This window comes from Ruminococcus turbiniformis, assembly GCF_020687545.1.
Lineage (GTDB): Bacteria > Bacillota > Clostridia > Lachnospirales > Lachnospiraceae > Mediterraneibacter > Mediterraneibacter turbiniformis.
This window is the reverse complement of sequence record NZ_JAJEQX010000028.1, coordinates 23,898-37,244: the sequence shown is the minus strand read 5'-3', so window position 1 is coordinate 37,244 and position 13,347 is coordinate 23,898. Positions and strand designations below refer to the sequence as shown.

The 13,347-nt window shown below is 50.9% G+C and carries 16 protein-coding genes and 1 pseudogene; 16 read left to right on the top strand and 1 reads right to left on the bottom strand.

From position 1 onward, the window contains the following. The first annotated feature begins 23 nt into the window (after positions 1 to 23). The 15 genes and pseudogenes from LKD70_RS13910 (at position 24) to LKD70_RS13840 (ending at position 8,964) form a co-directional block, all read left to right on the top strand. The gene (locus LKD70_RS13910) at positions 24 to 488 is read left to right on the top strand and encodes a gamma-glutamylcyclotransferase family protein (protein ID WP_227708545.1); all 465 of its coding nucleotides are present in this window, start codon (positions 24 to 26) and stop codon (positions 486 to 488) included. Further along, entirely contained in the window at positions 485 to 685 is a 201-nt protein-coding gene (locus tag LKD70_RS13905; protein ID WP_087166731.1) for a hypothetical protein, read from the top strand. Before LKD70_RS13910 ends, LKD70_RS13905 begins: the two co-directional genes overlap by 4 nt. A gap of 15 nt (positions 686 to 700) precedes the next feature. Beyond that, positions 701 to 907 carry a hypothetical protein gene (locus LKD70_RS13900; protein ID WP_227708544.1) on the top strand — a complete coding sequence of 69 codons (207 nt, stop codon included), beginning with the start codon at positions 701 to 703 and terminating at the stop codon, positions 905 to 907. 131 nt (positions 908 to 1,038) lie between these two features. Continuing rightward, the gene (locus tag LKD70_RS13895; RefSeq protein ID WP_087166927.1) at positions 1,039 to 1,512 is read left to right on the top strand and encodes a phage terminase small subunit P27 family; all 474 of its coding nucleotides are present in this window, start codon (positions 1,039 to 1,041) and stop codon (positions 1,510 to 1,512) included. Further along, entirely contained in the window at positions 1,512 to 3,101 is a 1,590-nt protein-coding gene (locus LKD70_RS13890) for a terminase large subunit (RefSeq protein ID WP_087166733.1), read from the top strand. The genes LKD70_RS13895 and LKD70_RS13890 overlap by 1 nt, the downstream gene beginning before the upstream one ends. 17 nt (positions 3,102 to 3,118) lie before the next feature. Continuing rightward, positions 3,119 to 4,439 (top strand): annotated as a pseudogene (locus tag LKD70_RS13885) (phage portal protein). Further along, positions 4,411 to 5,151: a head maturation protease, ClpP-related gene (locus LKD70_RS13880; protein WP_227708543.1), complete on the top strand. Its 741-nt coding sequence runs from the start codon at positions 4,411 to 4,413 to the stop codon at positions 5,149 to 5,151. The pseudogene LKD70_RS13885 and the gene LKD70_RS13880 overlap by 29 nt, the downstream one beginning before the upstream one ends. Before the next feature lie 12 nt (positions 5,152 to 5,163). Next, positions 5,164 to 6,369 carry a phage major capsid protein gene (locus tag LKD70_RS13875; RefSeq protein ID WP_227708542.1) on the top strand — a complete coding sequence of 402 codons (1,206 nt, stop codon included), beginning with the start codon at positions 5,164 to 5,166 and terminating at the stop codon, positions 6,367 to 6,369. Between the two features lie 71 nt (positions 6,370 to 6,440). Further along, the gene (locus tag LKD70_RS13870) at positions 6,441 to 6,716 is read left to right on the top strand and encodes a head-tail connector protein (protein WP_227708541.1); all 276 of its coding nucleotides are present in this window, start codon (positions 6,441 to 6,443) and stop codon (positions 6,714 to 6,716) included. Continuing rightward, a complete protein-coding gene (locus LKD70_RS13865) occupies positions 6,716 to 7,048 on the top strand; it encodes a phage head closure protein (RefSeq protein WP_027643583.1) in 333 nt (110 codons plus the stop codon). Before LKD70_RS13870 ends, LKD70_RS13865 begins: the two co-directional genes overlap by 1 nt. A gap of 2 nt (positions 7,049 to 7,050) precedes the next feature. Continuing rightward, positions 7,051 to 7,434, top strand: coding sequence for an HK97 gp10 family phage protein (locus LKD70_RS13860; protein ID WP_227708540.1), 384 nt, complete (start codon positions 7,051 to 7,053; stop codon positions 7,432 to 7,434). Further along, on the top strand, positions 7,427 to 7,810 hold the full coding sequence (locus LKD70_RS13855) for a hypothetical protein (protein ID WP_227708539.1): 384 nt from the start codon (positions 7,427 to 7,429) through the stop codon (positions 7,808 to 7,810). The genes LKD70_RS13860 and LKD70_RS13855 overlap by 8 nt, the downstream gene beginning before the upstream one ends. Continuing rightward, positions 7,791 to 8,429, top strand: coding sequence for a major tail protein (locus LKD70_RS13850; protein WP_227708538.1), 639 nt, complete (start codon positions 7,791 to 7,793; stop codon positions 8,427 to 8,429). Before LKD70_RS13855 ends, LKD70_RS13850 begins: the two co-directional genes overlap by 20 nt. Further along, positions 8,426 to 8,803: a hypothetical protein gene (locus LKD70_RS13845; protein WP_227708537.1), complete on the top strand. Its 378-nt coding sequence runs from the start codon at positions 8,426 to 8,428 to the stop codon at positions 8,801 to 8,803. Before LKD70_RS13850 ends, LKD70_RS13845 begins: the two co-directional genes overlap by 4 nt. Beyond that, positions 8,800 to 8,964: a hypothetical protein gene (locus LKD70_RS13840; protein WP_166430228.1), complete on the top strand. Its 165-nt coding sequence runs from the start codon at positions 8,800 to 8,802 to the stop codon at positions 8,962 to 8,964. The genes LKD70_RS13845 and LKD70_RS13840 overlap by 4 nt, the downstream gene beginning before the upstream one ends. A 27-nt stretch (positions 8,965 to 8,991) precedes the next feature. Here the strand turns inward: LKD70_RS13840 and LKD70_RS13835 are convergent, their stop codons facing one another. Then, a complete protein-coding gene (locus tag LKD70_RS13835; RefSeq protein WP_227708536.1) occupies positions 8,992 to 9,927 on the bottom strand; it encodes an Abi family protein in 936 nt (311 codons plus the stop codon). Between the two features lie 259 nt (positions 9,928 to 10,186). Between LKD70_RS13835 and LKD70_RS13830 the strand changes: the two genes are divergently transcribed. Next, positions 10,187 to 13,345: a phage tail tape measure protein gene (locus LKD70_RS13830; RefSeq protein ID WP_227708535.1), complete on the top strand. Its 3,159-nt coding sequence runs from the start codon at positions 10,187 to 10,189 to the stop codon at positions 13,343 to 13,345. Positions 13,346 to 13,347 lie beyond the last annotated feature (2 nt).

The following is a 13,347-nucleotide window of genomic DNA, read 5'->3' as shown; positions in this document are numbered from 1 at the left end:
CTTCGGAAAGGATGGATACTAAAATGAAAAAAAGATACTACATTGCTTATGGCAGCAACTTAAACATCCGGCAGATGAGGATGCGCTGCCCTTCTGCACGGATCATCGGGACTTCTGAGATCCCGGATTATGAATTGATTTTTAAAGGAAGTAAGACCGGATCTTATCTGACGATTGAGCCAAAGAAAGGCAGCTGGGTTCCGGTTGCAGCGTGGGAAGTAAGTGCCGAGGATGAGCAGGCGCTGGATCGCTATGAGGGATTTCCTACTTTTTATTACAAGAAAGAAATGCTCCTTCCGATCAAGGGAATCCGAAGCGGAAAAATCCGGCCGCGGAATACATTCGTGTACATCATGCATGAGGATAGAGTATTAGGCGTGCCGAGTAATTTTTATATGCAAACATGCTTAAGTGGCTATAAAAGTTTTGGGTTTGATCCTAAATTTTTGCATGAGGCCTATGACAGGAGCAGGGAGGTGGAAAGATGATCGGTTCAAAAAGATGGGCAAAGCAAAGCTGGCGCAGAGGCAGGGGGCCTTACAGTTTAAGGGGAGAATTAAAGTTTTCAATAAAAAAGAATAAGAGATATTTCAATCGGCAGGTTTGCCGTTGTACTACAGATCTGCCAAATGGAAATACATATCGGAAACTGGCAGGAGAAAAAGTGTGGGATTATGTAGTGTGATATAAGGAGTTCGTCATGAAAGAAATAAGTATTACCCAGATTAAAATCTGCCCACGATGCGGACAGGCATACTACGAGGCTCCTGCTCTTTCCAGAATAGATAATCAAACGCCGATCTGTCCGGATTGTGGAACAAGAGAAGCGTTGGAAAGTATGGATGTTGATCAGGAGGAGCAGGAAGTAATTCTTGCGATTATCCATCGCCAAAGAAGAAATTTATGATAAGAAATTTTTTATAAAAAATTATGGAGTACGGAAGCCGAGAGGCTTCTGTCTCTTGTTATATATTTTGATGAGGTCGCTACATGGCGGCTTTTTTTATTGCCTATCGGACCAGAGAGGAGGTGGGAGCGATGGCGCAGAGAGGCAGGAAACCGAAGCCGACTGCACTAAAGATGCTGGAGGGGAATCCGGGCGGTCGGCCTTTAAATACAAAAGAACCAAGGCCAGAGAAGAAGGCTCCACGCTGCCCTTCCTGGCTGGAAGATGAGGCAAAAAAAGAGTGGAAGCGTATGGCGAAAGTGTTGGAACAGATGGGACTTCTGACAGAAATGGACATGGCGGCCTTTGCCGGATACTGTCAGGCATATGCCCGTTGGAAGGAAGCGGAGGAATTCCTGACGCAGCACGGCTCTATGGTGCGGACGCCAAATGGCTATCTGCAGCAGGTGCCGCAGGTATCCATCGCCCAGACCAATATGAAGATTATGCTGAAATTTTGTGAGCAGTTCGGTCTGACGCCATCGGCCCGGAGCAGGATCGTTGGCGGAGAGAACAGCGATGAGGAAGATGAAATGGAGAAATTGCTGGAAGGAGGCGGATGTTGATGGATTTTCAATACACACCTTCTCCCTTCATGCTCCCAACTTCCCATTACGATGCGAAGCGGGCGGATCATGCGGTTGCTTTTATCCAGAACCTGAAACACACAAAAGGAAAATGGGATGGGAAACCATTTCTTCTGCTCCCATGGCAGGAGCAGATTGTCCGGGATCTTTTTGGAATCGTAAAAGCCGATGGAAAGCGTCAATTCCGGAGTGCCTATATAGAGATACCAAAGAAGAACGGGAAGTCAGAACTGGCAGCGGCCATCGCACTGTATCTTCTCTATGGGGATGGGGAGGCAAGTGCGGAGGTATATGGCTGCGCCAATGACCGGAGTCAGGCATCTATCGTTTTTGATGTGGCTAAAAGAATGGTAGAGAAATGCCCGGCACTGTTAAAACGGTCAAAGATTGCTGCCGCTACAAAGCGGATCGTCAACTACCGGAATGCCGGGTTTTATCAGGTGCTTTCCGCTGAAACAGGAACAAAACATGGCCTGAATATTTCCGGGCTGGTTTTTGATGAGATCCATGCCCAGCCGAACCGGAAACTCTATGACGTCATGACCAAAGGTTCAGGTGATGCCCGTGAGCAGCCACTGTTTTTTATCATTACTACGGCTGGTACGGATAAGGAGAGCATCTGCTATGAACTGCATACCAAGGCGCTGGATATCATGAATGGCCGGAAATCGGATCCTTCTTTTTACCCGGTGATCTACGGCCTGAGTGATGAGGATGACTGGAACGATGAGAAAAACTGGTATAAAGCGAATCCGTCTCTGGGATACACCATCAGTATCGACCGTGTCCGGGACGCCTACCGGGAGGCTTTGGATAATCCGGCAGAGGAGAATGTATTTAAACAGCTGCGCCTGAATATCTGGACAAACTCAGCGGTGGCGTGGATACCGGAGCATATTTATGACAGGGGAAATCAGAAGATTGATTATACTTCCCTTCTGGGCCGGGACTGCTATGCCGGACTTGACCTTTCTTCTACCTCAGATATTACAGCGTTGGTGCTAGTGTTTCCTCCGAGGACGGATGGGGAGAAATACATCGTTCTCCCTTTTTTCTGGCTGCCGGAGGAAACACTGGAACTTCGCTGCCGTAGGGATCATGTTCTTTACGATGTATGGGAGCGGCAAGGTTATATCCTTACTACAGAAGGAAATGTGATTCATTACGGTTTTATTGAGCGGTTCATCGAGCAGCTGGGAGAAAAGTATCACATCATTGAAATTGCTTATGACCGCTGGAATGCCACACAGATGGTGCAGAATTTAGAGGATATGGGCTTTACCATGGTTCCCTTTGGACAGGGATTTAAAGATATGTCCCCACCATCGAAAGAACTGTACAAGCTGCTGATGGAAGGAAATATCATCCACGGCGGTAATCCGGTTCTCAAATGGATGGCCCAGAATGTGGTGATGCGGCAGGATCCTGCGGGCAATATTAAGCCGGATAAAGAAAAATCTGTGGAAAAAATCGATGGGATTGTGGCGTTAATTATGGGGCTGGATCGCTGTATTCGTAGTTCGCCGCCAAGCAGCGTTTATGATACAAGAGGCATTCTCTTTATTTAGAAAGGGGTATGAGTGTTATGGGAATCTTATCAAGCTTATTCCGGTCAAGGGATAAGCCATCTGACCGGACATCCGGCAGCAGTTATAGTTTCTTTATGGGAGGAAGTACCTCCGGAAAGCGGGTGAATGAGCGGACGGCCATGCAGATGACAGCGGTGTATTCCTGTGTAAGGATCCTGTCGGAGGCAGTGGCCAGCCTGCCCCTGCAGTTTTACCGGTATACGGATGACGGCGGGAAAGAGAAGGCGGTAAACCATCCCCTCTATTTCCTGCTTCATGACGAGCCGAACCCGGAGATGACTTCTTTCGTATTCCGGGAGACGCTGATGACGCACCTGCTTTTGTGGGGCAATGCTTATGCCCAGATCATCCGGAACGGGAGGGGCGAGGTGATCGCCCTGTACCCGCTGATGGCAGACCGGATGTATGTGGATCGGGATGAGAAAGGGCAGCTGTATTATGAGTACACGTTGAGTTCTGATGACGCGCCGACCATGAAAGGTTCTGTTGTGCGGCTTTCTCCTTACGAGGTGCTGCATATTCCGGGGCTGGGGTTTGACGGGCTTGTGGGATATTCGCCTATCGCTATGGCAAAGAATGCGATTGGCATGGCCATGGCCTGTGAGGAATATGGGGCGAAATTTTTTGCCAATGGCGCAGCACCGTCTGGGGTGTTGGAACATCCTGGAACCATTAAGGATCCAAGCCGGGTGCGGGAAAGCTGGCAGAGGACATTTGGGGGCTCCGGTAACGCCAATAAGGTGGCGGTACTGGAAGAAGGAATGAAATATACCCCGATTTCCATTTCGCCGGAGCAGGCACAGTTTTTGGAAACAAGAAAGTTTCAGATGGATGAAATTGCCCGGATCTTCCGGGTGCCGCCTCACATGATTGGGGATCTGGAAAAATCCTCATTTAATAATATCGAGCAGCAGTCTATGGAATTTGTGAAATATACACTGGATCCCTGGGTGTCCCGATGGGAACAGTCCATGGTGCGCTCTTTACTGTCCAGGGAGGAGAAAAAGCAGTATTTCATCAAGTTCAACGTGGACGGCCTGCTTCGCGGGGACTACCAGAGCCGGATGAATGGATATGCCACGGCAAGACAGAATGGATGGATGAGTGCCAATGACATCCGGGAATTGGAAAATCTGGACCGGATTCCGGCGGAGCAAGGAGGAGATTTGTATTTGATTAATGGAAATATGACAAAGTTGGAGGATGCTGGATTGTTTGGGACATCCCGGCAGGAGGCTGCCATAGGGGGAGACGATTTCGCAGCAATGCGGAAAGGAGAAGAAATCCGATGAAAAAATTTTGGAACTGGAAAAGTAGGAAGATCCGGGATCAGGATTCCGGCGAAGAAAGGGTTGAGAGAGTGCTGTTCCTGAATGGGACGATTGCGGAGGAGAGCTGGTATGACGATGAAGTCACACCGGCTCTTTTTAAAGAGGAATTAATGGCAGGAAATGGAGATATTACGGTCTGGATCAACAGCCCCGGTGGTGACTGTGTGGCCGCAGCGCAGATCTATAACATGCTGATGGATTATCCCGGAAATGTGACCGTTAAAATCGATGGGATCGCGGCCAGTGCCGCTTCGGTGATCGCCATGGCAGGCACAAAGGTGCTGATCTCGCCGGTAGGCATGCTGATGATCCATAACCCGGCAACGATCGCCTGGGGGGATTCCGGAGAAATGCAGAAGGCCATTGAGATGCTGGAAAGCGTGAAGAATTCCATCATCAACGCCTATGAGATCAAGACCGGCCTGTCCCGGACAAAGTTATCCCACATGATGGACGCGGAAACCTGGATGGATGCCGGGAAAGCAGTGGAACTGGGGTTTGCCGATGGGATTCTTGCCAGGGCAGAACTGACGGAGGATGTGGAACCGATGGCAATGTCCATGCTGTATTCCAAAGCCGCTGTAGTCAATTCCCTGATGGACAAGATCGCGGCGAAATGCATGACAAAACTGAAAACCGAACCTGCAGGCCGCAGCGTAGACAGTCTCTACGAGCGGCTTAATTTATTGAAAAATTAGGAGGACATGACGATGACGATTTTAGAATTGAGAGAAAAGAGGGCGAAGGCATGGGAGGCAGCGAAGGCTTTCCTGGATTCCCACAGGAATGAAAAAGGTGTGCTGTCTGCTGAGGATGACGCTGCCTACACCCGTATGGAACAGGAAATTACGGATCTGGGGAAAGAAATCGCCAGGCTGGAGCGGCAGGAAGCCTTTGAACGGGAACTGTCCCAGCCGGTGAATCAGCCCCTGACCGGACGTCCGGCATCCGGCGGCGCGGGAAAGGAAAAGACCGGGCGTGCTTCGGAGGAGTATAAGGCCAACTTCTGGAATGCCATGCGTTCAAAAGTGCCGCTTCCCAGTGTGGTCAACGCTCTGGAGGAAGGGACGGATTCCGAGGGTGGTAACCTGGTGCCGGATGAGTATGAGCGTACCCTGGTGGAAGCTCTGGAAGAGGAAAACGTGTTCCGCCAGCTGGCAAACGTGATCCGCACTTCCAGCGGGGATCGGAAGATCCCGGTGGTGGCAACAAAGGGAACAGCGTCCTGGATCGATGAGGAAGGGGCCTATACGGAGAGCGATGATTCCTTCGGCCAGGTATCCATCGGAGCTTATAAGGTGGGTACCATGATTAAGGTGTCCGAGGAACTTCTCAATGACAGCGTCTTTGACCTGGAATCTTATATCGCAAAGGAATTTGCCCGCCGGATCGGGGCGAAAGAGGAAGAAGCGTTTTTTACCGGAGACGGTTCCGGGAAGCCTTTGGGTGTCCTTGCGGCTACCGGTGGTGCAGAGACCGGGGTGACCGCTGCATCTTCCACGGCGGCGACAGCAGATGAACTGATGGATCTGTTCTATTCCCTGAAATCTCCGTACCGGAAGAAGGCAGTGTGGGTGCTGAACGATTCTACGATCAAGGCCGTTCGGAAACTGAAGGATTCTACCGGACAGTATCTGTGGCAGCCTTCCCTTGTGGCCGGTACGCCGGATACCCTCCTTGGCAGGCCGGTGAAGACCTCCGCCTACATGCCGGTGATTGCGGCGGGGGCAAAGACCATTGCCTTCGGTGATTTCAGCTATTACTGGATCGCAGACCGGCAGGGGCGTTCCTTTAAGCGGCTGAATGAACTGTATGCCGCCAACGGCCAGGTGGGATTCCTTGGTTCTCAGAGGGTGGACGGCAAGCTGGTGCTTTCCGAGGCAGTGAAGGTACTGGCGCAGAAGGCCAGCGCCTGATGGATTGATGTGAGAAAAAGGCGGTGCCTTTAGTTACAGAGGCACTGCCGATAGTGAAGGAGGGCAATGGGATGCTGGTGACACTGGAAGAAATGAAGAATTACCTCCGGGTGGATGATGATGAAGACGATGGGCTGATCATCACGCTTTTGGCGTCAGCGGAGCGGATGTGCATGGATATCCTGCGCATAGACGAGGAAAGCGGTCTGCAGGAAGTGGAAAATGGAAAACCGGCAGTGATGTATACCGTGGCTTATCTGTATGAACACCGGGAGGAAGCTGACCACCATGCCCTGACCCTGACGCTGCGCTCCCTGCTCTTTGGAGGCCGGAAGGAGGAGTTCTGATGGAGATTTCCCTTCTGAATGTAAAAGTGACCTTCCAGAAAAACTCCGTAGTTGCGGACGATATCGGAAACCGCAGGAATGTCTGGGAGGATTATTATACCTGCCACGCCACAGTCAGTGGTGAGGGCGGGAATGAAAAGGCCGCCGCCGGATTGACGGTTGTGGATTCTGACATTGCGTTTACCATCCGCTTTTGCAAACGGGCGGCGGAGGTGACGGCGGACGGTTTCCGTATCCTGTTTGGCGGGGAGATCTACAACATCGTGGCCGTGGATCACATGAACTATAGAAAGAAAGCGCTGAAGTTCCGGTGTGAGAAAGCGAGGCGGTAAACATGGGACAAAATGTACAGATCGTGGAGCTGGCAGACGCTATTATGGAGACTTTGGAGGAATATGCGGATCTGGCTGCAGATAATGTGAAACAGGCAGTAAAAGACGCCGGGGAGACAGTAAAGAAAGAGATTCGTGCCAATGCCCCGAAGGATACCGGGGATTATGCGAAAAGCTGGGCGGTGAAGAAATCGAAAGAGACTTCCAACAGTATAACGATGACGGTGTATTCCCGGAATCGTTACTACCTGGCCCATTTGCTGGAATTTGGCCATGCCAAACGAAATGGAGGCCGGGTCGCTGGAAAGAGCCATATTGCTCCGGCAGAAGAAAAGGGAATCCAGCAGTTGGAGGAAGAGATTGAAAGGAGTCTTAGGGATGGATAGGTTGCTATCAATTTTAAACAATATAGGAGTTCCTTATGCTTATGATCACTTTGCAGAAGGGGAAGCGCCGGATCCGCCTTTCCTCTGTTATCTGCTTCCGGGGAGCGATAACTTTTCCGCAGACGGGAAGGTATATCACAAGTTTACGGAAGTCCGGCTGGAACTATATACGGATTTTAAAGACCCTGAAGCGGAGCAGAACGTGGAAGATGTTCTGGACGCAGCGGGGATTTTTTATAACAAGTCGGAAACCTGGATTGACAGCGAGAAGCTGTATGAAGTTCTGTACGCTTTTGAAATGCCGACAGAGGGAGATAGTGCTGGGAAAACCGGGAATGAAATGAAGGAGGCTGGAAATGTCTACGAAGAAAAATAAAGTCAAATTTAATATTTGCAACGTGCATTACGCACTGATTACGGTGGACGATGACGGAGAGGTGACCTTTGGGACGCCGGTGGCTATGCCGGGCGCAGTATCCCTGTCCCTGGAGCCAAACGGCGAGCCGTCCAACTTTTATGCGGATGGGTATGCCTATTATACGATCTCCAATAACATGGGTTATGAGGGGGATCTGGAACTGGCCATGGTGCCGGAGAGTTTCCGGACAGATGTGCTGAAAGAATCCCTGGATGACAACAGTGTGCTGGTGGAGAGCGCCAATGTGGAGACGGCGAACTTTGCCCTGCTCTTTGAGTTTGACGGGGATGTGAAGAAGATCCGCCATGTGCTGTATAACTGTTCGGCGGCCAGGCCAAACATCGAGTCCACAACCAATGAGGAGGAGATTGAGGTACAGACGGAAACGCTGGCTATCACGGCAGCGCCTCTGGCTAATGGGTACGTGAAGGCCCGTACCGGGGACAGCACCACGGATACGGTTTATACGGGTTGGTATACAGCGGTGTATCTGCCGGAGGTGACGCCGGATACCTCCGGGACGCAGCAGTCCGGCCAGCAGGGGACAGATGATGAGACAGGAGGGCAGACCTTATGAGCATGAAACAGAATATCACGATTGACGGGCAAGAGGTCCCTTTTAAGGCCTCTGCCGCTATCCCTCGGATCTACCGGATGCGGTTCCACCGGGATATTTATAAAGACCTGCGGGATCTGGAAAAAGGGATCGATAAGAATGACCCGGAGAATTCCAACCTGGATCTGTTCTCTTTGGAAATGTTTGAGAACATTGCCTATGTGATGGCGAAGCACGCCGACCCGTCCATCCCGGATACACCGGAGGAATGGCTGGATGGGTTCAACACCTTTTCCATCTATCAGGTACTGCCCCAGATCATTGAACTGTGGGGGCTGAACACCCAGACGGATGTGCAGGCTAAAAAAAACTTCGCCCGACTGACCGGGAAATGACAACGCCTCTGTTCCTCCTGCGGTGCGTGCAGCTGGGACTGTCCATCAGGGATCTGGATCTTCTGACTATCGGGATGGTGAATGATATGTATGTAGAAAGCCGGAACGATGAGCATAAATATGCGGTGGTTGCCACGCAGGAGGATTTTGACAGGTTTTGAGTGCTTTTACTGGATCGTGAGGCCGTTTTAAATGCGGTAGCGGGTAATATCTTTCCAGTTTGCAGGGAATCCCATTATATCCAAAAGGGAAGATTCGCTGATCTGCCCGCTGTTTTTTATGTACTTATTGATAATACTGATTAATGCGTGTTTAAATTCCAGAAAGTCCTGTTTGGGGAGCAGGTAACGGAAAGCGATGACCAGACCGAACAGATCCCGTTTTCCGGAAAGATACTGATTCCCTTTTTTTGGTATATTCAGTTTCTGATGAAGAATTGTATCTGGAAAATCAATCTGGGTCCGGAAAGAATAAAGCCGCTCGTTATGTGCGCATACGTTCCGGAACAGGGTAAGGATTTTCAGGTAACGTTCCAGGTTCTTTTCATTTACGCCTGGAAAATCTTTGCTGATACCGCTTTGCAGTTGGAAGGGGAGCAAGGCGTAAAACCTGGAAATCTGTCCGTAAGTCAGGGTGTTGGTCAGCACCCATAGAGGAACGTTATGGTAAACCTTCCGTTGGTGGACAACATAATTATGTTCCGTATTTTTATTTGCCTGGTAGGATAAGATCTGGACCAGGCGGGTGATATCAGCAGCATTCTTTTTTGTATGATTATAATTCCCAGGAGTGAGGTATGCGGTCTGCTGTTCGCCATGGAGACTGCAAAAATGGTAGGAAACAAGCTGCCGGATTTTACATTCTATTTCACACAAATATTTGAAAACAAGTTCACGCAGGGAAAGATCAAACTGGTACAGGGCATAGATATCCTCAAAAGAAGTATTGTTCTGGTAAATACGGGTCATGGGATTGATGAACGGTGTTTTGTATCCTCCGATCAAGGAAAAATATCCGATATTTTTTAGGATTTCTTTTGCAGCTGCCCGGTCATGAATTTGAAGTTTTTTTTCGTTCTGCAGTTTATCAAGCTGCTGGTCGTATGTAAGAAACGGTTTTGACAAAGATTTCCCCTCTTCCTGTTATCAGAATAAAAAAAGGAGGGCCCGCAGGTCCTCCCCCGGTCTCAGTCCTCACGAGTATCTGAAACCTGATCACTAAGACAGAGTCTAGCACGGATCCACTCAAAAGTCAATGGCTTTTAGCAAATCCGGCGGCTTTGTCCTTTGATTATTGTATTCGAAGACAAAAGAAAATATGCAAAGATTCCGCCCGGAGTGATCCGGGTATTTTCTATATTCATTTTCAGGAGGTGGATGACACATGGCAAGCCGGATCAAGGGTATTACAGTGGAGATCGGCGGCGATACCAGCGGACTGGAAAAGTCGCTGAGTGCAGTGAACAATTCCATAAAGAAGACCCAGAGCCAGCTTCGGGATGTGAATAATCTTCTGAAACTGGATCCGTCCAATACTATCCTTTTGGCGCAGAAGCAGGAACTTCTGCAGTCGGCCATCGGGGATACGGAAAAGAAGCTGGAAGCCCTAGAACAGGCCCAGGAAGATGTGACGAAAGCCTTTGAACGTGGTGATCTGGGGAAAGACCAGTACATGGCTTTCCAGCGGGAGGTGGAGGAAACTAGAGGTGCGCTGAACCGATATAAGGCGGATCTGTCTGGTTTGCAGTCGGAGCAGGAGCGGCTGGCTTCTAATACGGAGCGGTTGAATAAGCTGTTTGCGGCTACGGGTTCCAGTGTGGAAGATTATGCCGATGTGCTGGGGAGCCGCCTGTTGACAGCAATCCGGAACGGGACAGCTTCTTCCGATCAGCTGAAAACAGCTGTGGAGAAGATCGGGAAGGCGGTCACTGGCGGGAAGGCAGACATTAAGCAGCTGACAGACGCCCTGGATACGGTAGATGACGGGCAGGCTGTCCGAAACCTGATTAACGATCTGAAGGATGTGGGGGACGCAGCCCAGGGCGCTGCGGATGACATCGGGGAGATTGCCCAGGCCACCAAGGGTGCGGCCCTGATGGAGGCTGCTGACCAGCTGTCTGTGGTCGGGGATAAGATCCAGGATGTGGGCGATAAGGCGGTATCCGCTTATGCGGAGACAGAGACTGCTGTCTCTAAGGTGAACGCTTACTTTGGGGAGACCGGAGAGGCGGCGGAAGCTAGCGCTGAAATTGTGAAAAACGTATACGGCTCCGGTGTAGGCCAGAGCATGGATGCGGTGGCGGAAGCGGTCATTATGGTCAAGAAGAACCTGGGTGATCTGGGAGATACCGACCTGACAAACCTGACGAAACAAGCGCTGACTTTAGAAGAACTGTACGGGATTGACATGAATGAGACCCTCCGGGGTGTCAATTCCCTGATGAAGCAGTATGGCCTGACCGCCCAGGAGGCCATGGATTATATTGTCCGGGGTACCCAGAACGGCCTGGATAAGACCAATGAACTGGGGGATAACTTGTCTGAATATGCCGGGAAATTTGAGCAGGCAGGGTATTCGGCTTCCGAGTATTTCCAGCTTCTGCAGAATGGCCTGCAGGGCGGTGCTTACAACCTGGACAAGGTTAATGACGCGATCAATGAGGTGACCACCCGTCTGGCGGATGGAACCATCGGGGATTCCATTGACCTGTATTCCCAGAAGACCCAATCTTTATTCCTTGCATGGCAGAACGGGGAGGCCACCCAGAAGCAGGTAATCGATTCCATTGTGGCAGATATCGGAAACTGCACCAGCCAGCAGGAAGCCCTGAACATGGCGGCCAAGGCATTTGGAACTATGGCGGAGGATGGAAACCTGAAATTTATTACTTCCCTGACCTCTGTGGGAGAGACTTATGATAACGTAGCCGGATCCGCAGAAAATCTGTTCAGCCAGACACAGACGCCCATGCAGGAGATGGAAGCTAATACAAGAAAGCTGCAGCAGGCGCTGGTGCCTCTGGGAGAAAAGATTGTGGAGCTGGCCAACGTGGTGCTGCCGCCATTGGTGGCCATTATTACGGCAGTGAGCGAGGTATTCGGCATGCTGCCGGAACCTGCGCAGAATTTTGTGGTAATCCTTGGGGCTTTGCTGGTGGCGTTTACTGCATTGACGCCAGTAATCGCGGCTTTGGCGGTGTCCTTCGGGGCGCTGAACATCTCCCTGCTTCCCGTGATCGGCATTATTGCCGGAGTGGCGGCGGCCATTGCCGGGATCATCGCTATCGTCAAAAACTGGGGAGCGATTACGGAATGGTTCGGGAACCTGTGGCAAACAGTATCCCAAAAACTGATGGAATTATGGAACGGGCTGGTGGTCTTTTTTACGGAGACCATCCCGGCAGCGTTCCAGACCTTCATCAGCTTTTTTTCTGCCATCCCGGACTGGTGGAGCGGCTTGTGGTCACAGGTATCCTCCTTTTTTTCAGATACCTGGAATACGATTTTGCAAAACCCGGTTGTCCAGTTGATAGTGGATACGGTTACCTCTTTGTGGGAAAACGCGAAAAATACCCTGCAAGGGATCTGGTCAGGGATCTGCGACATTGCCGCCGGTGCCTGGAAGCTGCTAAAAAATGTGATTCTTGCACCGGTACTTCTGCTGATCGACCTGGTGACAGGGAATTTCTCACAGCTTGCGTCTGATGCGGTCAATATCTGGAATAATATCAGAAATGCCGCCTCCCAGATCTGGTCAGGAATCCGGCAGGTGGTGACTTCTGCTGCTTCAGGACTGAAGCAGGGCGTGGAGACGGTGCTTTCGGCTCTGTCCCAGTTCGCCTCTCAGATCTGGTCCGCCATGAAGCAGACAGCGTCTTCTGTCTGGAATAGCATTAAGACCACGGTGGTGAATATCGCATCCACGCTGCGTGAAGCGGCAGTATCCGCCTTCCAGCGGATGGTTTCCGGGATCGGCTCTGCCCTTTCCGGGCTGTATTCCGTGGTTTCCAATGGATTTTCTTCCGCCATCCGGTTTATCACCGGACTGCCGGGGCAGGCATTCCAGTGGGGAAAAGATTTCATCCAGGGGCTGATCAACGGGATTTCCAGCATGATCCAGAGTGTGATCAATACTGTTTCCGGTCTGGCTGACCGGATCCGTTCTTTCCTGCATTTCTCGGCTCCGGATGAGGGGCCGCTGGCGGATTATGAAACCTGGATGCCGGACTTTATGAAGGGGCTGGCGAGCGGCATTGAGAAGAACCGGAACCTGGTGGAGAAAGCTGTCCGGGATGTGGCTTCGGAGATGGTGATCTCACCGAAAGTGAATGGGATGGAGTATGGCTATACCGATGGCGCTTTATCCGGTGGGAATATGTCCGACCTGATCTCCGGGATCTCTTCCGCAGTATCGGAAGCCCTGGCGGGATTTTCCGGTCCGCAGGGGAATATTGTGATCCCGGTGTATGTAGGCGGGACGCTTCTGGATGAACTGGTAGTGACGGCACAGGCAAGACAGAATTTGCGGTCGGGAGGGAGGTAAGT

Bases quoted from the DNA above. Each gene is read 5' to 3' on its own strand.
- LKD70_RS13910 (WP_227708545.1), top strand. From the start codon at position 24: ATGAAAAAAAGATACTACATTGCTTATGGCAGCAACTTAAACATCCGG.
- LKD70_RS13905 (WP_087166731.1), top strand. From the start codon at position 485: ATGATCGGTTCAAAAAGATGGGCAAAGCAAAGCTGGCGCAGAGGCAGG.
- LKD70_RS13900 (WP_227708544.1), top strand. From the start codon at position 701: ATGAAAGAAATAAGTATTACCCAGATTAAAATCTGCCCACGATGCGGA.
- LKD70_RS13895 (WP_087166927.1), top strand. From the start codon at position 1,039: ATGGCGCAGAGAGGCAGGAAACCGAAGCCGACTGCACTAAAGATGCTG.
- LKD70_RS13890 (WP_087166733.1), top strand. From the start codon at position 1,512: ATGGATTTTCAATACACACCTTCTCCCTTCATGCTCCCAACTTCCCAT.
- LKD70_RS13880 (WP_227708543.1), top strand. From the start codon at position 4,411: ATGAAAAAATTTTGGAACTGGAAAAGTAGGAAGATCCGGGATCAGGAT.
- LKD70_RS13875 (WP_227708542.1), top strand. From the start codon at position 5,164: ATGACGATTTTAGAATTGAGAGAAAAGAGGGCGAAGGCATGGGAGGCA.
- LKD70_RS13870 (WP_227708541.1), top strand. From the start codon at position 6,441: ATGCTGGTGACACTGGAAGAAATGAAGAATTACCTCCGGGTGGATGAT.
- LKD70_RS13865 (WP_027643583.1), top strand. From the start codon at position 6,716: ATGGAGATTTCCCTTCTGAATGTAAAAGTGACCTTCCAGAAAAACTCC.
- LKD70_RS13860 (WP_227708540.1), top strand. From the start codon at position 7,051: ATGGGACAAAATGTACAGATCGTGGAGCTGGCAGACGCTATTATGGAG.
- LKD70_RS13855 (WP_227708539.1), top strand. From the start codon at position 7,427: ATGGATAGGTTGCTATCAATTTTAAACAATATAGGAGTTCCTTATGCT.
- LKD70_RS13850 (WP_227708538.1), top strand. From the start codon at position 7,791: ATGTCTACGAAGAAAAATAAAGTCAAATTTAATATTTGCAACGTGCAT.
- LKD70_RS13845 (WP_227708537.1), top strand. From the start codon at position 8,426: ATGAGCATGAAACAGAATATCACGATTGACGGGCAAGAGGTCCCTTTT.
- LKD70_RS13840 (WP_166430228.1), top strand. From the start codon at position 8,800: ATGACAACGCCTCTGTTCCTCCTGCGGTGCGTGCAGCTGGGACTGTCC.
- LKD70_RS13830 (WP_227708535.1), top strand. From the start codon at position 10,187: ATGGCAAGCCGGATCAAGGGTATTACAGTGGAGATCGGCGGCGATACC.